Annotated in this window: 18 protein-coding genes and 3 pseudogenes; 7 read left to right on the forward strand and 14 right to left on the reverse strand. The window is 30.8% G+C overall.

Annotated features, from left to right (window positions below; translation table 11 throughout):
* Window positions 1-249 precede the first annotated feature (249 nt).
* Entirely contained in the window at window positions 250-474 is a 225-nt protein-coding gene (locus JG554_RS00480) for a helix-turn-helix domain-containing protein (RefSeq protein ID WP_000205227.1), read from the forward strand.
* A gap of 138 nt (window positions 475-612) precedes the next feature.
* Here the strand turns inward: JG554_RS00480 and JG554_RS00485 are convergent, their stop codons facing one another.
* The 9 genes and pseudogenes from JG554_RS00485 to blaZ all read right to left on the reverse strand — a co-directional run bounded on the left by JG554_RS00485 (window position 613) and on the right by blaZ (window position 9,121).
* Entirely contained in the window at window positions 613-1,287 is a 675-nt protein-coding gene (locus tag JG554_RS00485) for an IS6 family transposase (protein ID WP_031920870.1), read from the reverse strand.
* Between the two features lie 32 nt (window positions 1,288-1,319).
* Window positions 1,320-1,538: pseudogene (locus tag JG554_RS00490) on the reverse strand (protein rep); the annotation flags it as partial.
* Between the two features lie 244 nt (window positions 1,539-1,782).
* A complete protein-coding gene (mobV, locus tag JG554_RS00495; protein ID WP_000119405.1) occupies window positions 1,783-3,045 on the reverse strand; it encodes a MobV family relaxase in 1,263 nt (420 codons plus the stop codon).
* 563 nt (window positions 3,046-3,608) lie between these two features.
* The gene (tet(L), locus tag JG554_RS00500) at window positions 3,609-4,985 is read right to left on the reverse strand and encodes a tetracycline efflux MFS transporter Tet(L) (RefSeq protein WP_203265330.1); all 1,377 of its coding nucleotides are present in this window, start codon (window positions 4,983-4,985) and stop codon (window positions 3,609-3,611) included.
* Between the two features lie 33 nt (window positions 4,986-5,018).
* Window positions 5,019-5,081, reverse strand: coding sequence for a tetracycline resistance efflux system leader peptide (locus tag JG554_RS13320; protein WP_012779615.1), 63 nt, complete (start codon window positions 5,079-5,081; stop codon window positions 5,019-5,021).
* A 210-nt stretch (window positions 5,082-5,291) separates the two neighbouring features.
* A complete protein-coding gene (aadD1, locus tag JG554_RS00510; protein ID WP_001014230.1) occupies window positions 5,292-6,053 on the reverse strand; it encodes an aminoglycoside O-nucleotidyltransferase ANT(4')-Ia in 762 nt (253 codons plus the stop codon).
* A 168-nt stretch (window positions 6,054-6,221) separates the two neighbouring features.
* Window positions 6,222-7,031, reverse strand: coding sequence for a protein rep (locus JG554_RS00515; protein WP_203265331.1), 810 nt, complete (start codon window positions 7,029-7,031; stop codon window positions 6,222-6,224).
* A gap of 46 nt (window positions 7,032-7,077) precedes the next feature.
* Window positions 7,078-7,752 (reverse strand): IS6 family transposase, encoded by a 675-nt coding sequence (locus JG554_RS00520; RefSeq protein WP_031920870.1) that lies wholly within the window; start codon window positions 7,750-7,752, stop codon window positions 7,078-7,080.
* Between the two features lie 523 nt (window positions 7,753-8,275).
* The gene (blaZ, locus tag JG554_RS00525) at window positions 8,276-9,121 is read right to left on the reverse strand and encodes a penicillin-hydrolyzing class A beta-lactamase BlaZ (protein WP_104681703.1); all 846 of its coding nucleotides are present in this window, start codon (window positions 9,119-9,121) and stop codon (window positions 8,276-8,278) included.
* A 106-nt stretch (window positions 9,122-9,227) separates the two neighbouring features.
* On the opposite strand from blaZ, the pseudogene blaR1 reads away from it, so the two are divergent.
* The 5 genes and pseudogenes from blaR1 (at window position 9,228) to JG554_RS00550 (ending at window position 14,430) form a co-directional block, all read left to right on the forward strand.
* A pseudogene (gene blaR1, locus JG554_RS00530) lies at window positions 9,228-10,983 on the forward strand (beta-lactam sensor/signal transducer BlaR1).
* Window positions 10,973-11,351: pseudogene (gene blaI, locus JG554_RS00535) on the forward strand (penicillinase repressor BlaI). Before blaR1 ends, blaI begins: the two co-directional pseudogenes overlap by 11 nt.
* A gap of 263 nt (window positions 11,352-11,614) precedes the next feature.
* Window positions 11,615-12,208 carry a recombinase family protein gene (locus tag JG554_RS00540; RefSeq protein ID WP_044466683.1) on the forward strand — a complete coding sequence of 198 codons (594 nt, stop codon included), beginning with the start codon at window positions 11,615-11,617 and terminating at the stop codon, window positions 12,206-12,208.
* Entirely contained in the window at window positions 12,180-13,622 is a 1,443-nt protein-coding gene (locus tag JG554_RS00545; RefSeq protein WP_107508856.1) for a Mu transposase C-terminal domain-containing protein, read from the forward strand. Before JG554_RS00540 ends, JG554_RS00545 begins: the two co-directional genes overlap by 29 nt.
* The gene (locus JG554_RS00550; RefSeq protein ID WP_000164962.1) at window positions 13,615-14,430 is read left to right on the forward strand and encodes an AAA family ATPase; all 816 of its coding nucleotides are present in this window, start codon (window positions 13,615-13,617) and stop codon (window positions 14,428-14,430) included. The genes JG554_RS00545 and JG554_RS00550 overlap by 8 nt, the downstream gene beginning before the upstream one ends.
* 194 nt (window positions 14,431-14,624) lie before the next feature.
* On the opposite strand, the gene JG554_RS00555 is transcribed toward JG554_RS00550, so the two are convergent.
* From JG554_RS00555 to JG554_RS00575, 5 genes are all read right to left on the reverse strand, one after another.
* A complete protein-coding gene (locus JG554_RS00555) occupies window positions 14,625-15,647 on the reverse strand; it encodes a class I SAM-dependent methyltransferase (protein WP_186821099.1) in 1,023 nt (340 codons plus the stop codon).
* Window positions 15,640-16,935 (reverse strand): tetratricopeptide repeat protein, encoded by a 1,296-nt coding sequence (locus tag JG554_RS00560; protein WP_070038693.1) that lies wholly within the window; start codon window positions 16,933-16,935, stop codon window positions 15,640-15,642. The genes JG554_RS00555 and JG554_RS00560 overlap by 8 nt, the downstream gene beginning before the upstream one ends.
* Window positions 16,916-18,067 carry a hypothetical protein gene (locus JG554_RS00565; protein WP_238394778.1) on the reverse strand — a complete coding sequence of 384 codons (1,152 nt, stop codon included), beginning with the start codon at window positions 18,065-18,067 and terminating at the stop codon, window positions 16,916-16,918. Before JG554_RS00565 ends, JG554_RS00560 begins: the two co-directional genes overlap by 20 nt.
* The gene (locus tag JG554_RS00570; protein WP_070038699.1) at window positions 18,030-19,283 is read right to left on the reverse strand and encodes an ATP-grasp domain-containing protein; all 1,254 of its coding nucleotides are present in this window, start codon (window positions 19,281-19,283) and stop codon (window positions 18,030-18,032) included. Before JG554_RS00570 ends, JG554_RS00565 begins: the two co-directional genes overlap by 38 nt.
* A gap of 482 nt (window positions 19,284-19,765) precedes the next feature.
* Entirely contained in the window at window positions 19,766-20,131 is a 366-nt protein-coding gene (locus JG554_RS00575) for a DUF4870 domain-containing protein (RefSeq protein ID WP_070038702.1), read from the reverse strand.
* Between the two features lie 256 nt (window positions 20,132-20,387).
* On the opposite strand from JG554_RS00575, the gene JG554_RS00580 reads away from it, so the two are divergent.
* Window positions 20,388-20,603 carry a zinc ribbon domain-containing protein gene (locus JG554_RS00580; protein ID WP_046207202.1) on the forward strand — a complete coding sequence of 72 codons (216 nt, stop codon included), beginning with the start codon at window positions 20,388-20,390 and terminating at the stop codon, window positions 20,601-20,603.
* Window positions 20,604-20,656: the final 53 nt, after the last annotated feature.

Below are 20,656 nucleotides of genomic sequence, written 5' to 3' on the forward strand. Positions count from 1 at the left end.
CCTTAGAATATGATGATAAGCTTGTAAGGAAGATAATCCAGAGCGTTACAGTGTATGAAGACCACTTCGTCATAGTCTTCAAATCTGGCATCGAAATGGAAATATAAAAACCCAAAGTAAATAGCCCATGACTCTACAGTAGAGTTGTGGGTTTTCTTTTGCTTGCTGATTATAATAATATTTTAATAACTATTGTGTTTATCAATCAAATGGTTTACAATATTCTTAGCGTAAACTTGGAGGTGCTGTATGACTACGGCAGAAATGATTAAAGAACTGTGTGAGCAAATGAATATAAGTGTTTCCGAACTTGCTAGACGTATTGGCCAGACTCCACAGAATTTCAATAAAAAATTACAACGAGAAACAGTAACCTTGGATGAGTTGAAGGCCATTGCTGATGTGCTAGGTGTCAAGTTTGTGCAGGCATTTATTTTACCAGATGGAGAAGAAATAAAAATATCTAACGAATAAAGGAGGATGTTTATATGGTAGGTAATGTTATTCAAATAGTAACAGAGAAATTATCATCTTTGCCTTTTATAGAAGGCATGGTTCTGTTGCAAAGTAAAAAAATATAGCTAACCACTAATTTATCATGTCAGTGTTCGCTTAACTTGCTAGCATGATGCTAATTTCGTGGCATGGCGAAAATCCGTAGATCTGAAGAGACCTGCGGTTCTTTTTATATAGAGCGTAAATACATTCAATACCTTTTAAAGTATTCTTTGCTGTATTGATACTTTGATACCTTGTCTTTCTTACTTTAATATGACGGTGATCTTGCTCAATGAGGTTATTCAGATATTTCGATGTACAATGACAGTCAGGTTTAAGTTTAAAAGCTTTAATTATTTTAGCCATTGCTACCTTCGTTGAAGGTGCCTGATCTGTAATTACCTTTTGAGGTTTACCAAATTGTTTAATGAGACGTTTGATAAACGCATATGCTGAATGATTATCTCGTTGCTTACGCAACCAAATATCTAATGTATGTCCCTCTGCATCAATGGCACGATATAAATAACTCCATTTTCCTTTTATTTTGATGTACGTCTCATCAATACGCCATTTGTAATAAGCTTTTTTATGCTTTTTCTTCCAAATTTGATATAAAATTGGGGCATATTCTTGAACCCAACGGTAGACCGTTGAATAATGAACGTTTACACCACGTTCCCTTAATATTTCAGATATATCACGATAACTCAATGCATATCTTAGATAGTAGCTAACGGCTACAGTGATAACATCCTTGTTAAATTGTTTATATCTGAAATAGTCCATACAGAAGACTCCTTTTTGTTAAAATTATACTATAAATTCAACTTTGCAACAGAACCATTTTGTTTATACTCTAATATTTCAGCACAATCTTTTACTCTTTCAGCCTTTTTAAATTCAAGAATATGCAGAAGTTCAAAGTAATCAACATTAGCGATTTTCTTTTCTCTCCATGGTCTCACTTTTCCACTTTTTGTCTTGTCCACTAAAACCCTTGATTTTTCATCTGAATAAATGCTACTATTAGGACACATAATATTAAAAGAAACCCCCATCTATTTAGTTATTTGTTTAGTCACTTATAACTTTAACAGATGGGGTTTTTCTGTGCAACCAATTTTAAGGGTTTTCAATACTTTAAAACACATACATACCAACACTTCAACGCACCTTTCAGCAACTAAAATAAAAATGACGTTATTTCTATATGTATCAAGATAAGAAAGAACAAGTTCAAAACCATCAAAAAAAGACACCTTTTCAGGTGCTTTTTTTATTTTATAAACTCATTCCCTGATCTCGACTTCGTTCTTTTTTTACCTCTCGGTTATGAGTTAGTTCAAATTCGTTCTTTTTAGGTTCTAAATCGTGTTTTTCTTGGAATTGTGCTGTTTTATCCTTTACCTTGTCTACAAACCCCTTAAAAACGTTTTTAAAGGCTTTTAAGCCGTCTGTACGTTCCTTAAGGAATTCCTTAGTGCTTTCATAGATTAAACTCACATCACGCTTTAAATCGCTTATTTTAGACTTTAAAGACTTGTTTTCTTCAAGCAACTCATTATAATCATTTACATTTTCATTAAATCGCTCTACAAGACCACTATATTTTTCTTTAACTTGCCCATGTTCTTTACTTAATTTTTTATATTCTCTCGCCATATCAGTACTCATGAGATTTCTAACATGCTGTTTTAACCTATCGTTATCTCTCGCAGCAGTCACTAAGTTTTTATAATCACGCTCCGATATAACAACATTTTTGGTTGGTTTCTTTTCTGTTTTCATTATTTCTTTTCCCAAACCAAACATGGACTTTTCACCCGTTGGCACTTCAACACTTTTCATGTGTCGTTTCGCTGGTACTTCTAAATCTGATTTAACTTTATCGCTATAAGCAGTCCATTCATCTTTTTTAACTGCTAAATTTTTTTCTAGAAAATCAATCTCTTTTTCCAAAGTTTGTTTTTTAAATTTAGCTGTCTCAATATGTTTACGGTCAGAGCCACGTTCACCACGCTTCAACTCAAAACCCTGTTTTTTCATATGCTCGGGGAATTTATCTTGTAGCCATAACAGTTCTTGACGATTAAACACATTTTTTCCTTGCAGTTTTCCATCACGCATAGGCACAACACCTAAATGCATGTGAGGGGTTTGCTCATCATTATGAACTGTTGCATAAGCAATATTTTGCTTGCCATATCGTTCGGAAAATAATTTATAACTTTCCTCAAAAAATCGTTTTTGTTCTCCTGGATCCAGTTGCTCAAAAAAATCTCGGTCAGATGTTACTAGCAACTCATTTACAAGAACAGCATCTTTCCTCGTTTTTCTTGTACCTGTTTTTTGTGATTCAATAATTTCTTTGACACGTTCGTTGTAATCAATATTTTTATCATTTTTCAAATCATAATTTTCACGTGTTCGCTCATGGTCAATATCATCATTCGTTCTACTTTTTCGCTCTCTTTGATTATGAAATTGCATGCCTTTTAGTCCAGCTGATTTCACTTTTTGCATTCTACAAACTGCATAACTCATATGTAAATCGCTCCTTTTTAGGTGGCACAAATGTGAGGCATTTTCGCTCTTTCCGGCAACCACTTCCAAGTAAAGTATAACACACTATACTTTATATTCATAAAGTGTGTGCTCTGCGAGGCTGTCGGCAGTGCCGACCAAAACCATAAAACCTTTAAGACCTTTCTTTTTTTTACGAGAAAAAAGAAACAAAAAAACCTGCCCTCTGCCACCTCAGCAAAGGGGGGTTTTGCTCTCGTGCTCGTTTAAAAATCAGCAAGGGACAGGTAGTATTTTTTGAGAAGATCACTCAAAAAATCTCCACCTTTAAACCCTTGCCAATTTTTATTTTGTCCGTTTTGTCTAGCTTACCGAAAGCCAGACTCAGCAAGAATAAAATTTTTATTGTCTTTCGGTTTTCTAGTGTAACGGACAAAACCACTCAAAATAAAAAAGATACAAGAGAGGTCTCTCGTATCTTTTATTCAGCAATCGCGCCCTTTAATGGAACAAAAAGATTTGAATTCCTGTTATAAAAAAAGGATCAATTTTGAACTCTCTCCCAAAGTTGATCCCTTAACGATTTAGAAATCCCTTTGAGAATGTTTATATACATTCAAGGTAACCAGCCAACTAATGACAATGATTCCTGAAAAAAGTAATAACAAATTACTATACAGATAAGTTGACTGATCAACTTCCATAGGTAACAACCTTTGATCAAGTAAGGGTATGGATAATAAACCACCTACAATTGCAATACCTGTTCCCTCTGATAAAAAGCTGGTAAAGTTAAGCAAACTCATTCCAGCACCAGCTTCCTGCTGTTTCAAGCTACTTGAAACAATTGTTGATATAACTGTTTTGGTGAACGAAAGCCCACCTAAAACAAATACGATTATAATTGTCATGAACCATGATGTTGTTTCTAAAAGAAAGGAAGCAGTTAAAAAGCTAACAGAAAGAAATGTAACTCCGATGTTTAACACGTATAAAGGACCTCTTCTATCAACAAGTATCCCACCAATGTAGCCGAAAATAATGACACTCATTGTTCCAGGGAAAATAATTACACTTCCGATTTCGGCAGTACTTAGCTGGTGAACATCTTTCATCATATAAGGAACCATAGAGACAAACCCTGCTACTGTTCCAAATATAATTCCCCCACAAAGAACTCCAATCATAAAAGGTATATTTTTCCCTAATCCGGGATCAACAAAAGGATCTGTTACTTTCCTGATATGTTTTACAAATATCAGGAATGACAGCACGCTAACGATAAGAAAAGAAATGCTATATGATGTTGTAAACAACATAAAAAATACAATGCCTACAGACATTAGTATAATTCCTTTGATATCAAAATGACCTTTTATCCTTACTTCTTTCTTTAATAATTTCATAAGAAACGGAACAGTGATAATTGTTATCATAGGAATGAGTAGAAGATAGGACCAATGAATATAATGGGCTATCATTCCACCAATCGCTGGACCGACTCCTTCTCCCATGGCTACTATCGATCCAATAAGACCAAATGCTTTACCCCTATTTTCCTTTGGAATATAGCGCGCAACTACAACCATTACGAGTGCTGGAAATGCAGCTGCACCAGCCCCTTGAATAAAACGAGCCATAATAAGTAAGGAAAAGAAAGAATGGCCAACAAACCCAATTACCGACCCGAAACAATTTATTATAATTCCAAATAGGAGTAACCTTTTGATGCCTAATTGATCAGATAGCTTTCCATATACAGCTGTTCCAATGGAAAAGGTTAACATAAGGGCTGTGTTCACCCAGTTTGTACTCGCAGGTGGTTTATTAAAATCATTTGCAATATCAGGTAATGAGACGTTCAAAACCATTTCATTTAATACGCTAAAAAAAGATAAAATGCAAAGCCAAATTAAAATTTGGTTGTGTCGTAAATTCGATTGTGAATAGGATGTATTCACATTTCACCCTCCAATAATGAGGGCAGACGTAGTTTATAGGGTTAATGATACGCTTCCCTCTTTTAATTGAACCCTGTTACATTCATTACACTTCATAATTAATTCCTCCTAAACTTGATTAAAACATTTTACCACATATAAACTAAGTTTTAAATTCAGTATTTCATCACTTATACAACAATATGGCCCGATTTAAGCACACCCTTTATTCCGTTAATGCGCCATGACAGCCATGATAATTACTAATACTAGGAGAAGTTAATAAATACGTAACCAACATGATTAACAATTATTAGAGGTCATCGTTCAAAATGGTATGCGTTTTGACACATCCACTATATATCCGTGTCGTTCTGTCCACTCCTGAATCCCATTCCAGAAATTCTCTAGCGATTCCAGAAGTTTCTCAGAGTCGGAAAGTTGACCAGACATTACGAACTGGCACAGATGGTCATAACCTGAAGGAAGATCTGATTGCTTAACTGCTTCAGTTAAGACCGAAGCGCTCGTCGTATAACAGATGCGATGATGCAGACCAATCAACATGGCACCTGCCATTGCTACCTGTACAGTCAAGGATGGTAGAAATGTTGTCGGTCCTTGCACACGAATATTACGCCATTTGCCTGCATATTCAAACAGCTCTTCTACGATAAGGGCACAAATCGCATCGTGGAACGTTTGGGCTTCTACCGATTTAGCAGTTTGATACACTTTCTCTAAGTATCCACCTGAATCATAAATCGGCAAAATAGAGAAAAATTGACCATGTGTAAGCGGCCAATCTGATTCCACCTGAGATGCATAATCTAGTAGAATCTCTTCGCTATCAAAATTCACTTCCACCTTCCACTCACCGGTTGTCCATTCATGGCTGAACTCTGCTTCCTCTGTTGACATGACACACATCATCTCAATATCCGAATAGGGCCCATCAGTCTGACGACCAAGAGAGCCATAAACACCAATAGCCTTAACATCATCCCCATATTTATCCAATATTCGTTCCTTAATTTCATGAACAATCTTCATTCTTTCTTCTCTAGTCATTATTATTGGTCCATTCACTATTCTCATTCCCTTTTCAGATAATTTTAGATTTGCTTTTCTAAATAAGAATATTTGGAGAGCACCGTTCTTATTCAGCTATTAATAACTCGTCTTCCTAAGCATCCTTCAATCCTTTTAATAACAATTATAGCATATAATCTTCAACAAACTGGCCCGTTTGTTGAACTACTCTTTAATAAAATAATTTTTCCGTTCCCAATTCCACATTGCAATAATAGAAAATCCATCTTCATCGGCTTTTTCGTCATCATCTGTATGAATCAAATCGCCTTCTTCTGTGTCATCAAGGTTTAATTTTTTATGTATTTCTTTTAACAAACCACCATAGGAGATTAACCTTTTACGGTGTAAACCTTCCTCCAAATCAGACAAACGTTTCAAATTCTTTTCTTCATCATCGGTCATAAAATCCGTATCCTTTACAGGATATTTTGCAGTTTCGTCAATTGCCGATTGTATATCCGATTTATATTTATTTTTCGGTCGAATCATTTGAACTTTTACATTTGGATCATAGTCTAATTTCATTGCCTTTTTCCAAAATTGAATCCATTGTTTTTGATTCACGTAGTTTTCTGTATTCTTAAAATAAGTTGGTTCCACACATACCAATACATGCATGTGCTGATTATAAGAATTATCTTTATTATTTATTGTCACTTCCGTTGCACGCATAAAACCAACAAGATTTTTATTAATTTTTTTATATTGCATCATTCGGCGAAATCCTTGAGCCATATCTGACAAACTCTTATTTAATTCTTCGCCATCATAAACATTTTTAACTGTTAATGTGAGAAACAACCAACGAACTGTTGGCTTTTGTTTAATAACTTCAGCAACAACCTTTTGTGACTGAATGCCATGTTTCATTGCTCTCCTCCAGTTGCACATTGGACAAAGCCTGGATTTACAAAACCACACTCGATACAACTTTCTTTCGCCTGTTTCACGATTTTGTTGGTTCTGTTGCAAAGTAAAAAAATATAGCTAACCACTAATTTATCATGTCAGTGTTCGCTTAACTTGCTAGCATGATGCTAATTTCGTGGCATGGCGAAAATCCGTAGATCTGAAGAGACCTGCGGTTCTTTTTATATAGAGCGTAAATACATTCAATACCTTTTAAAGTATTCTTTGCTGTATTGATACTTTGATACCTTGTCTTTCTTACTTTAATATGACGGTGATCTTGCTCAATGAGGTTATTCAGATATTTCGATGTACAATGACAGTCAGGTTTAAGTTTAAAAGCTTTAATTATTTTAGCCATTGCTACCTTCGTTGAAGGTGCCTGATCTGTAATTACCTTTTGAGGTTTACCAAATTGTTTAATGAGACGTTTGATAAACGCATATGCTGAATGATTATCTCGTTGCTTACGCAACCAAATATCTAATGTATGTCCCTCTGCATCAATGGCACGATATAAATAACTCCATTTTCCTTTTATTTTGATGTACGTCTCATCAATACGCCATTTGTAATAAGCTTTTTTATGCTTTTTCTTCCAAATTTGATATAAAATTGGGGCATATTCTTGAACCCAACGGTAGACCGTTGAATAATGAACGTTTACACCACGTTCCCTTAATATTTCAGATATATCACGATAACTCAATGCATATCTTAGATAGTAGCTAACGGCTACAGTGATAACATCCTTGTTAAATTGTTTATATCTGAAATAGTCCATACAGAAGACTCCTTTTTGTTAAAATTATACTATAAATTCAACTTTGCAACAGAACCAAAATGGCCGTATTAAAAGTAATTTACTATTTATTAGCTTCAATAAAATTGAAAAAAATCAAAAACAAAAAAGTAACAATATCATAGCAATAATAATGTATTTTTAAATTGAATATGACTGATTAGGGTAAACCCTAATCAGTCAGTGAAAATGTTGTTTTTTAAGGTGTCACTTTGCTTGATATATGAGAATTATTTAACCTTATAAATGAGAAAAAAGCAACGCACTTTAAATAAGATACGTTGCTTTTTCGATTGATGAACACCTATAATTAAACTATTCATCTATTATTTATGATTTTTTGTATATACAATATTTCTAGTTTGTTAAAGAGAATTAAAAAATAAATCTCGAAAATAATAGAGGGAAAATCAGTTTTTGATATCAAAATTATACATGTCAACGATAATACAAAATATAATACAAACTATAAGATGTTATCAGTATTTATTATGCATTTAGAATATTAAAATTCCTTCATTACACTCTTGGCGGTTTCACTTATCAACTTATCATTTGGCTTATCACTTTTATTGTCTTTATTCGTAAAAATGACTAAAACAATAGGTTCAGATTGGCCCTTAGGATAAACAAAAGCAACATCATTTCTAGAAGCATATGTTATTGCTTGACCACTTTTATCAGCAACTTTATAGTCTTTTGGAATACCATCTTTAATTAAAGTGTCTCCGTTTTTATTATTTAACATTAAATCAAGTAAGAAATTTTTATTTTTTTTGCTTAATTTTCCATTTGCGATAAGTTTATTTAAAGTCTTACCGAAAGCAGCAGGCGTTGAAGTATCTTTTTTGCTCTTTGGTGAATAGTAATTTAATTCTATTTCATATCTAACTGGATTTGTTACTTTATCTCCCAATTTTTTTAAACGTTTTTTAATTTTTTTGATTCCACCGATTTCGTTTATAATTTTATTGTTTGCTGTATTATCACTGTACTTCATTGAAGCCTCAATAAGTTCTTTTAAAGTGATATCTTTTCCTACATATTTTTCTAAAATAGGAGAATAAGCAACTATATCATCTTTGTTAATATGTACTTTTTTATTTAACTTATTATAAGGTACTTGTTCTAACAAAATAGCACTATTTATCGCTTTTGAAGTCGAAGCATAGGCAAATCTCTTATCTGAATTAAATTTTACTTCCTTACCACTTTTAGTATCTAAAGCATAAACACCAATATGAGCATTATATTTTTTTTCTAAATCATTTAACTCTTTGGCATGTGAACTGTTTGAATTACATGCACTTAAAACTAAAGCAATTACAATTAAAAATATTAACTTTTTCAAAATATACCCTCCAATATTACATTTGTAATTTCTATGAATCAATAATATTACAATTGTAATATTGGCGTCAATAGTTTATTATAAATATTTGAAAGAAGGTGTTGAAATGGCTAAGTTATTAATAATGAGCATAGTAAGCTTTTGTTTTATATTTCTATTGTTATTATTTTTTAGGTACATATTAAAACGCTATTTTAATTATATGTTAAATTATAAAGTTTGGTATCTAACTCTTCTTGCAGGATTAATTCCTTTCATTCCTATTAAATTCTCTCTTTTAAATTTAATAATGTGAATAATCAAGCGCCCACAGTTGAAAGTAAGTCACACGAATTGAACCATAACATAAATACCACCAAACCTATTCAAGAGTTCACAACAGATATCCATAAGTTTAATTGGGATTCAATTGATAATATCTGCACAGTTATTTGGATAGTTTTAGTTATTATTTTAAGTTTTAAATTTTTGAAAGCCTTATTATATCTTAAATATTTAAAGAAACAGTCACTCTATCTAAACGAAAATGAAAAAAATAAAATAGATACGATACTTTTCAACCATCAATATAAAAAAATATTGTGATTCGAAAAGCAGAGGCTATTCAATCTCCAATAACTTTTTGGTATGGGAAATATATTATTTTGATTCCTAGTTCATATTTTAAAAGTGTAATTGACAAAAGACTAAAATATATAATATTGCATGAATATGCTCATGCTAAAAATAGAGATACTTTACATTTAATTATCTTTAATATCTTCTCTATTATTATGAGTTACAATCCATTAGTACATATTGTAAAAAGAAAGATAATTCATGACAATGAAGTAGAAGCCGATAGATTTGTCCTTAATAATATTAACAAAAATGAATTTAAAACTTATGCGGAAGCTATTATGGATTCCGTATTAAAAATCTCAGTTTTTAATAAAAATATACTAAGCCACTCATTTAATGGTAAAAAATCATTACTCAAAAGAAGATTAATGAATATAAAGGACGCCAATCTGAAAAAACAATCAAAATTAATTCTAATTTTCATTTGTATTTTTACTTTTTTTCTCATGGTAATTCAAAGCCAATTTTTGATGGGGCAATCCTTAACTGATGATAATTTTAAAAAACCCTTACAGAACGATTACCAAATTTTAGATAAAAGTAAAATTTTTGGTTCAAATAGTGGATCTTTCGTCATGTACAGCATGAAGAAAGACAAATACTATATTTATAACGAAAAAGAAAGTAGAAAAAGGTATTCTCCTAATTCAACTTATAAAATTTATTTAGCTATGTTTGGACTTGACCGACATATTATAAGTGATGAAAATTCACGTATGTCATGGAATCATAAGCATTACCCTTTTGATGCTTGGAATAAGGAACAAGATTTAAATACAGCAATGCAAAATTCAGTTAATTGGTACTTCGAACGTATTAGTAATCAAATACCAAAGAACTATACAGCGGCTCAACTCAAGCAATTAAATTATGGTAATGAAAATTTGGGAAGTTATAAAAGCTATTGGATGGAAGATAGTTTGAAAATATCTAATCTTGAACAAGTAATAGTTTTTAAAAATATGATGGAACAAAATAACCATTTTAGTAAAAATGAAAAGAAACAATTATCTTCTTCGTTATTGATTAGAAAAAATGAAAATTATGAATTGTATGGGAAAACAGGTACAGGTATAGTAAACGGGAAGTACAATAATGGGTGGTTTGTAGGTTACGTAATTACAAATCATGATAAGTATTATTTTTCTACACATTTATCAGATGAAAAAGCCTCTGGTGAAAATGCTAAATTAATAAATGAAAAAATATTAAAAGAAATGGGTGTTTTAAATGGGCAATAAGCAAGTTGAAATATCTATGGCTGAATGGGATGTTATGAATATAATATGGAATAAAAAATCAGTATCAGCTAATGAAATTGTAGTTGAGATTCAAAAAATAAAGAAGTTAGCGATAAGACGATTAGAACATTAATTACAAGACTATATAAAAAGAGATTATAAAACGATATAAATATAATAATATTTATTTTTACTCATCAAATATTAAAGAAGATGATATTAAAATGAAAACTGCTAAAACCTTTCTTAATAAATTGTATGGAGGGGATATGAAAAGTTTAGTGCTTAATTTTGCGAAAAATGAAGAATTAAATAACAAAGAAATTGAAGAATTGCGAGACATTTTAAATGATATTAGTAAAAAGTAATTAGAGGTATGTTTCAAACATAATACATATGTAAACTATGCTTGACTCTTATTAAATTAGTTTTGTTAATGACATTTAAAATATATTATTAAAGATGAGAGTGTACAGAAAATAACCATTTTCTGTACACTCGTTTTTTATGTCTAAATAAGTATGTATTACATAGAATTATGTGTTCAAAAACCCAACAAAAAATCTATGTTCAAAAAAGATCTTGTGATTAAGTTATGGTACACTGAAGGTGTATATAGGAGGTTTGTATTTTGAAAATAGGTTATGCAAGAGTTTCAACTGGATTACAAAATTTAAATTTACAGGAAGATCGATTAAATACACATGGTTGTGAAAAGATATTTAATGACCATATGAGTGGTTCAAAAAGTAAAAGACCTGGTTTAGATAAAGCAATTGAATTTGCGAGGTCAGGAGATACCATTGTTGTTTGGAGACTAGATAGACTAGGACGTAACATGGAGGATTTAATCACATTAGTTAATGAACTTAACGAACGAGGTGTAAGTTTCCATAGTTTAGAAGAAAATATAACAATGGATAAATCAAGTTCAACTGGACAATTATTATTTCATTTATTCGCAGCATTTGCAGAATTTGAACGTAATTTAATTTTAGAGCGTTCTTCAGCTGGCCGAATTGCAGCACGTGCTAGAGGCCGATATGGAGGCAGACCAGAAAAATTAAATCAAAAAGATTTAAACTTACTTAAGACACTTTATGATAATGGCACGCCAATTAAGACAATTGCAGAACAGTGGCATGTTTCACGTACAACAATTTATCGTTACCTCAATAAATTGGAGGACAAGGAAGATGAAAAACAAGGAGAAGTATCTAACTAATTTTTCTGAAGCCAAACGTAAAAAAGCTACTCAAAAGTACAATATTATAAAACCTTTTATCCTAGGCGAACAATCTTTATCAAGTATTTCTAAAAGTAAAGGGATTGCGTTAAGCACCCTTTATAGATGGAATAAGTCATATAAAGAACAAGGACTTAAAGGACTAATCTATGCGACAAGAGCTGATAAAGGAACACGTAAAATAGAACCAAAGATAATTGATGAAATTGAACGCCTTGCGCTTATGAATAAAAGAAATAGTATAGCCACAATTCATAGGAAAATCACTAATTACTGTAAAGAAAATAATTTTGATATACCAAGTTATAAACAAATTTATAGTGTTATTAAAGCGATGCCTAAGTCTGTTATTGATTTCTCTCATCAGGGTGAAAAATACTATCAAAATAAGTACGATTTAATACAAATTAGAGAATCCTCAAGACCCAATGAAATATGGCAAGCCGACCATACTTTGCTAGATATCTTTATATTAGACCAAAAAGGTAATATCAATAGACCATGGCTAACTATTATTATGGATGACTATAGTCGTGCAATTGCAGGCTATTTCTTAAGTTTTGATGCCCCCAATGCTCAAAACACAGCATTAACACTACACCAAGCAATATGGAATAAGAATAATACCAATTGGCCAGTATGTGGTATACCCGAAAAATTCTACACAGATCACGGGAGTGACTTTACCTCGCATCACATGGAACAGGTCGCTATTGATTTGAAAATTAACTTGATGTTTTCAAAAGTTGGTGTCCCTCGTGGTCGTGGAAAAATAGAACGATTCTTTCAGACAGTTAATCAAACTTTCTTAGAACAACTGCCTGGATATATAAACAATAATGATACTCCTAGTAATCTAATAAATTTTCACAATTTTGAAGAAAAATTACGTTACTTTTTAATTGAAGATTATAATCAAAAAGAACATAGTACTATTCATACCACGCCTATCAGTCGTTGGAATAGTAATCACTTTTTCCCTAATATGCCAAGTAGCTTAGAACAACTTGATTTATTATTGTTGGAAATACCTAAATCTAGAAAAGTTCATTCAGATGGCATTCATTTTCAAGGTTTTCGATACAGTAATACTAATCTAGCAGCTTATGTAGGTGAATATGTACTGATTCGTTATAACCCAAATGATATGGCTGAAATACGTGTGTTTTATAGAGATGAATTTCTTTGTACTGCTATATGTCCAGAAATAGCTGATTACTCCATAGATATAAAAGACATACAGCACGCTCGTAGTCAGAGAAGAAAACACTTAAAACAAAATATTGCTAGTCCAAGTACCACGGAATTAATTAAGGAAGAAAAAAATTGTGGTTATTCACCTCAAGAAACGACTAAAAACGTCAAAAAATTAAAGAGGTATCGTAATGACTAAAAATCAAAATTTCATTGAAACGAAAGAGTATAAACGCTTTGCTGAATTTTGTGATGCTTGTATTAAATATCAATATATTGGGATCTGCTATGGTCAACCTGGTGTCGGAAAAACTTTATCGTCTAGGTATTACACAAATTGGGATACTATTGAAAAACAAGTTAACCATAGAGGTTGGGAAGATTTAGCTAGTAAAACGACCGATGACATACTATCGGTGGATAAAATATTTTATACTGCACCAGCAGAAAAACAAACTAAATTAAGGAATGATTTATATAGTATTACTGCAAGCATTGATTTGGGTCAAAAATTACATGTTGTAAATAAGTATGGACATGAACATAGTAAACATTATAGTGATATGTTTAAATATATTGATTTAATTATAGTAGATGAGATTGATCGCCTTAAAGTGCAACATTTAGAGCAATTAAGAGCTATTTATGATGAACATAATTTAGCAATGATATTTATTGGTATGCCGGGTATAGAGAAAAAACTATCTCGTTATCCTCAACTATATTCGCGTATAGGTTTTGCACATGAATTTGATAATCTAAGTAAAGATGAGACGCATCATATATTAGAATATAAGTGGCAAGATTTAGGATTTGATTTAAAACTCGAAGACTTTACTGATTATGAGGCAATAACGACGATTATTAAAATTACAAAAGGGAATTTTAGGCTGATTCATCGTTTATTTGCGCAGATAGACAGAATTATGGATATAAATGGTTTAGATAAAATAAGTACAGAAGTTGTAGAAACAGCTAGAGATAGTTTAGTTATAGGTATTCGATAATAGAAAAAGCAACGCATTTTAATATAGTGCGTTGCTTTTCTCATTTATTAGGTAAAGTCATTCTCATATATCGAGTAAAGTGACATAAGAGGGTTTTCATACATATTTTAGTTTCTATACTTGTGTTATAAACAAAGTATGATAAATATCAAAAATCATATTTTTATACAGTCTTTTTCTAATGCTAAGCACTACTATAATGTTTTTCTAAACAGGGCTAATGTAGAGTTGCCAAAGGATTCTGTGTCTGTGTCAAAAGTTTCTACTACTTCGAATCCAAAGTATGTGATCTCTTTTATTAGATCTATCTTTGACTTTTCTAAATAAGGAATAACTTTTAATGGTATTTTTATTTTTTCTCCATTTACGCGTACCATTCTATCTATATAATTTTCTTTTTGAAAGTTCTTTAATTGTTCTTTAACTTGATCGTAATCTTCTATTGTATGAAATCCTTTGCCCCATTCTGATTTACAATGATCAACTAAGAAGTAACCACCATTTTTTAAGACTCTTGCAACATTTTGTAGATGACATAATCTGTCTGAATTTTTATTAATCATGTGTAAGCAGCCCATATTCATAGCTAAGTCGAAAGTTTCATCTTCATATTTATTTAAATAAAGTACATTTCCAGTGCTAAATATAGATTGTTCGTCATTAAAGTTTCCAAGTTTTTCTTTTGCTTTTTTAATTGCACTGTGAGAAATGTCGATACCATGTATATCAATATTTTGTTTGTGTAAAAATATGGTATCTCTTCCTTCTCCACACCCTAAATCTATAACTTTCCCTTTAAATAAATTTGGATATTTTCGAAAAACCATTAATAATGATTCATTTGGTTTTCCTGTTTCCCATAAATCAGCACCAATGCTATAAATTTTTTTATATCTTTCTTCGTAACCAAAATAGTAGTCATCGATATCAGCAAATAGTTTTTGAGTATCTTCACCATTTTCTATGGCTAGATTATAGTGGTTTGAAAGTGAAATACGTGTGTTAGACACTAATAAATTTATAAAGTACTTTTTATTTTTGTGTATTTCAAACTTTTCTCCGACACCAATAAGAAATGGTTTTGCTACTTTACTTTTATTAGAACATTCTATTATGGCTAAACGACCACTTTCAACAGTTAGATTATTCTCTTTATCACTAGTTATTTTGAAAGTGCGCAAATCATTATTTTCTATAAATTGTAGAGTGTTAATCATCATCACCTTCTAACTCAAACAATAGCTTTTCTTTTAATTTAGAAGGATGTTTAAATGCTCTGCAGGTGTTTAATAATTTCCGAGCTTCATTTAAATTGTTAGATTTTAATAATGAAAAATAGAGTGTTATTGGAATAATATCTTTTTGAGCGTTGCTACCTCCAAAATTTGTATTATTTACTAAAGGAAACAATTTTTTAGAAGCTTCAGAATAATTTTGTCTAGCAAAATCGTAAAAGCCACTTAATAAGTTATATTGTTCGTAATTAATTGTATTATATTGTCTTTCTCTTACCTGTTGAATAAGCGATTCAATTTTTTCTTTTTCGTCTTTTAAAATATAGGCTATTAAAGCATGTAAATCATTGAAAATAAAGTGGCTATTATTTAAGTAATCGTCCCAATTGTTTAATGACTTATATGGAATGGTATTATTTTCATCCAATAAATGTAATCTCCAAAGTAGGGCAGTGACGTCTAAATCTTCAAACCCATTCTCAATGTTTTTGCGTATGATTTCATTCGTCATAATCTGTTTAACTTCTTTGAAATCCAAGTTGAATAAATGAAATACTGCTAAATGCCACCAAACATGAATTCTCATACCTTTATTACATTCCCAATATGGCTTCATTTTTTTCATCCACAATATGCCTTCTTGATATTTACCTGTTTCATAAAAATAATGACACATAGCATGTATTGAATATACATCTTTAGGATTTATACTAAGTGCAATATCGGCTGCATTTTTTGCTTCTTCAAACATTCCATTTTCAATTAAAGAAAATGATTCAATCCCTTTGCTATATCCATAAAAAGAATGACTTGTATTTTTAAAAGCATTGACTACAATTTGTGATGATTCAAGCATACTTTTTTGCCATCCAAGATTAAATTCCATCATATGAAGGGCAAAGAAAGCAAGTCGGTTTTTTGGGTTATTGTTAAGTAGCTCTCTATATTTTTGGTGAGCATCAGTGTATTTACAAGTTGCTTGTTTTTCTAAAGCATTATTTAAAAGTACGGTATCAATATTGTCTATTGAATTGGTGTTTAGAATTTTTAAATTCTCTAATGCTTTATTATGCTTTCTTTTTTCCATGCTACTTAAATATTCAATTGTTTGTAATTGTAATAGAAATATATCTTGAGTATTAATATTTACATATTGAATGGGTTCAATCATTCCATAAAGATGATCATATAATGTTTCGATATTAATTTCTTGTTGCGAGTAATATACATTGTTATAAATATCTTCCCTTTTAATTAAATGATTTTTCAATTGTAATGTTCCTTTCGTGATGTTCAATTTTCAATAAAAGCATTAATATAATTAACAAAATAAATGATGGTAACCAAACAAAGTTTAAATTGAATATACCAAGATAAATACAGAATGCAAGAACTGGTAGCCCCAAAGCATTTCCCAGGGAATAAATATGTTTTACAGTATGACTAGCGTATGCTGTAACAACGATTTTTCTGAAAATAATTCTTGCGCTGCCAAAAGTGAAACCGAACAATAGCATTAATAGTAATTTCATTACAAGCGTTCCTTCAGTCAAATACCACATAACAGTGATAGCCATACTTATTATAAAAAATAGAGACAACCAATTATTAGATCGTAATTTGCTGAGTATTATTCCAATTAAAGCCATTCCTAGCCCTAAAGCACAGTCCAATAGTGCGACTTCATGCACTTCTCCACTCTTAAAAGCTGTAAAAGTAGGTAACATAAAATTGATAGTTCCTAATATTGGCCACATAAGCATACTTATAAAGTAATGTGTAAATTTTACAGATTCTTTAGTATAAATTTCATCATCTTTAGAAGGTAGTTGATTATCCTTATTTTGCTTTCTAATGACAATATAAAGAAGTAGATAGGTTAAGGCATACAATATAAATATCCAACGAAGTGTAATAAAATTAACAATCACTGAAACAAACAAAGGGCCTACCATTAAAGCAACTTGATTGATAGTCATTGAAAGGGAACTATATTTATTAATAAATATTTCACTTTTCTTTTCAACTAATTGTGAAAACCAAAATTCTAAACTTGTTTCTAAAAGGAAAAATACAATCCATAAAGCAAAATTTAGAATAATTAATAGCAAAGCGTTTCGGTAACATACTGTTATGATAATGACTATATAAAAAAGTACTAAAAAAGATAATTTTGTCAGGCCAGCACCTGAATAATTTTTAAAGAATAGCCTTATTAGAAATGGAGTGAATATTGCTGGCACAAATGAAAGGATTGTAGCCAGCGCTAAATCACTCGTAGATTCAGGATTTGCGAGTTCCCAATTTATAATGAGGATTAAACCTCCACAGATAAATCGATATAGTGCAGTAATGGTTAAATATTTAATCATTATGAACATCACTACAGTCAAAAATTTCATTTGTTAATTCATTGGCTTTGTGAATATGTTTGTATGTTTTTGAAGTTGGTAACTCAGGCCAGTTCAATTGAATGAGTCCTTCACGATTGCTCCAATTTTCGGGATCAGTTACGATATCTCCAACTTTTTTAAGTATATTTATTTTTTTGATTTCAGGATCTTTTGATACATCTGGGTAATGAATATGCATGATCTTACCTTTTTGAGCTTTCATAAATGCTATGGCAGAAGTTTTTTTGGGAGTAAATGTATATTTAGGTTTTACGTCATTGTTAATATACATAGATATATGAAGGCTGTAGGGGTTAATGTCATAAGAAGATTCGACTAAATCCATAATAGCATCGCCACCAGGTCTAGCTGCAGCTTCTATGACATAGAGGTTGTTGTCTTTAATTTTTATTTCAACATGAGCAACTCCACGTGAAATTCCTAAAGTTTTACAAGCTTGTATTGCAAGGTCTTTAATATTTTTATCTTTATATCTGAAACTGGGAACTAAATGACCCATTTCAGTAAACCACGGTCTAGGTGATAAATATTTTTCTGTAACAGTAATGACTTCATAGAAATTATGACCACAAAGTACTTCAACTGAAACTTCATCATCACTATCAATAAATGCTTCGATCAGAAATCCACTTTTAGAAACTTGGAAATCATCTGCATAGACATCCATCGTTTGTTTCGATTTAGTATAGGCATCCATACATGCTTGTTTATTATTGGCTAAATAAACACCGCCACTACCTCCGAAATCAACCGGCTTTATAATTACTGGAAAATTAAATTCATTCATTAGCTGTTTTAATTGTAATCCACTATTAAAATACATAGACTTTGGTGTAGGGATATTAAACTTTTCAAATATTGACTTCATTATACTTTTATTTCTACAAGCGTTTATGACCTGTTCTTCAAGGTAAGGCAAACCGTAGTCTTGATTTAGTTTGTTAGCGACTTTTAGAGTCCAATCATTTAAAGGAATAATAGATTTAGGTTTGTAACCTTGCGTTTTATAGTAAGCTATTTCATTTTTTATTTCTTTATAGTTTAAAGGATTAGCATTAATACAAAAATCCCAATAAGCATTATATTGATATTTTGCATTCTTAATAGCTGTCCAAACTTGAAAATCTCCGATTGCTTTGCCACCTGCATAAGATCTTTCTCTAAGGAACTGATCTGCACCTAATAACAATAGATATTCTTTCATATGAGCCTCCTCATTCATAAAACATTTATTATATAAAAATAATACCATATAATTTTTTGGTTTAAAATGATATAAAATGGATTGTGCGTTTTGTTTTTGTCGAAGATCTTTATAGATATTTCTTAGAAGATGTTAGTTTTAATCATATAAATGACTTAAGAATATATACTTAATCTTTACAGGTTTATTTTGAAATTATTTTTTAAAGTTACAATGTGCAACATGATTTATCTATCTTAAGTAGTAATCAAGGAATAAAAAGACGAGGTAGAATGATGGGAGTTATTGAAGCGCATAATGTAATAATTGGGATTCTTGCACTTAAGAAGAAAATGAAATTGTAAATGATCTGAAAGTTTATTTAGAAAAATCTATATAAAAAGCGTAGACAATATTTTACTATCATCTACACTTTTAACATATTCAAAATTCAAAAAAATATTACTAATTTTTAATAAATGACCCTCATTAGAACACTTTTATTACTTAATGATTTCAATTGTAAGAGGGACAACAAAATCTTCACCTTTATTTACTGTAACAATACCTATAATTGCATAAACAAATCCTGCAATTGATAAAACAAATAGCGGAATATAACCTATTAGTACGATAGTCAATATCCAAGATATAATAATATAACAAGTATAACTTATTGCAAAATTCAAGTAATTTTTACCTTGTTTGTTCAAGTATTCAGATTCGTCCTTTTTCATAAGCCATATAATTAATGGACCGATAAAACCTGTGAATATGTTTAATATCCAAATTAACATAGCCATTGTTTTATCATTTTGACTTACATTTGGAAAAGCATGTGGATTTTTCGATTGATTTAGTAAATTCATTTTTTAACCCCTTTGTTTTTATATATAGCATCAAAATACTATATAACTATATTAATTGATTTTGCAAAACTTGTATACTTAAATTTATCTTGCATATAAATATTATTAACATACAGAGAGTATTTGAATTTTAATATGCATATTCGTAATCACATAACCTCCAAAGGCCACAACGCCTATAACATCCCATCAAGTTTAAAGGGACCATATCAGTGATATGTACATAATAACGCTTATGATAAAGGGGTGGAAAATAATGGCAGCAGAAACACATAAAGGTTGTGTTAAGTGTGGACATACAGAAATTGAAGAAGGAACACTTTCAGCGACAGGTTCAGGTTTTTCTAAAATATTTGACTTGCAACATAATAATTTTACAACAATAACATGTAAAAATTGTGGGTATACAGAATTTTATAAAGTGGATAAAAATAGGACAACAGATATTGTCGATTTATTTTTTGGAGGATAGAAATTATAAATAAATATGACGGTACATAAAATACTGTTTTACGATAACTGTAT

Origin of the sequence: Staphylococcus sp. 11-B-312 (assembly GCF_016743055.1) — a bacterium.
Classification (GTDB): Bacteria; Bacillota; Bacilli; order Staphylococcales; family Staphylococcaceae; genus Staphylococcus; species Staphylococcus ureilyticus.

Excerpts from the sequence above, each read along its gene's own strand:
- JG554_RS00480 (WP_000205227.1), top strand. The coding sequence starts at position 250 with ATGACTACGGCAGAAATGATTAAAGAACTGTGTGAGCAAATGAATATA.
- JG554_RS00485 (WP_031920870.1), bottom strand. The coding sequence starts at position 1,287 with ATGGACTATTTCAGATATAAACAATTTAACAAGGATGTTATCACTGTA.
- mobV (WP_000119405.1), bottom strand. The coding sequence starts at position 3,045 with ATGAGTTATGCAGTTTGTAGAATGCAAAAAGTGAAATCAGCTGGACTA.
- JG554_RS00520 (WP_031920870.1), bottom strand. The coding sequence starts at position 7,752 with ATGGACTATTTCAGATATAAACAATTTAACAAGGATGTTATCACTGTA.
- JG554_RS00545 (WP_107508856.1), top strand. The coding sequence starts at position 12,180 with ATGAAAAACAAGGAGAAGTATCTAACTAATTTTTCTGAAGCCAAACGT.
- JG554_RS00550 (WP_000164962.1), top strand. The coding sequence starts at position 13,615 with ATGACTAAAAATCAAAATTTCATTGAAACGAAAGAGTATAAACGCTTT.
- JG554_RS00555 (WP_186821099.1), bottom strand. The coding sequence starts at position 15,647 with ATGATTAACACTCTACAATTTATAGAAAATAATGATTTGCGCACTTTC.
- JG554_RS00565 (WP_238394778.1), bottom strand. The coding sequence starts at position 18,067 with ATGAAATTTTTGACTGTAGTGATGTTCATAATGATTAAATATTTAACC.
- JG554_RS00570 (WP_070038699.1), bottom strand. The coding sequence starts at position 19,283 with ATGAAAGAATATCTATTGTTATTAGGTGCAGATCAGTTCCTTAGAGAA.
- JG554_RS00575 (WP_070038702.1), bottom strand. The coding sequence starts at position 20,131 with ATGAATTTACTAAATCAATCGAAAAATCCACATGCTTTTCCAAATGTA.
- JG554_RS00580 (WP_046207202.1), top strand. The coding sequence starts at position 20,388 with ATGGCAGCAGAAACACATAAAGGTTGTGTTAAGTGTGGACATACAGAA.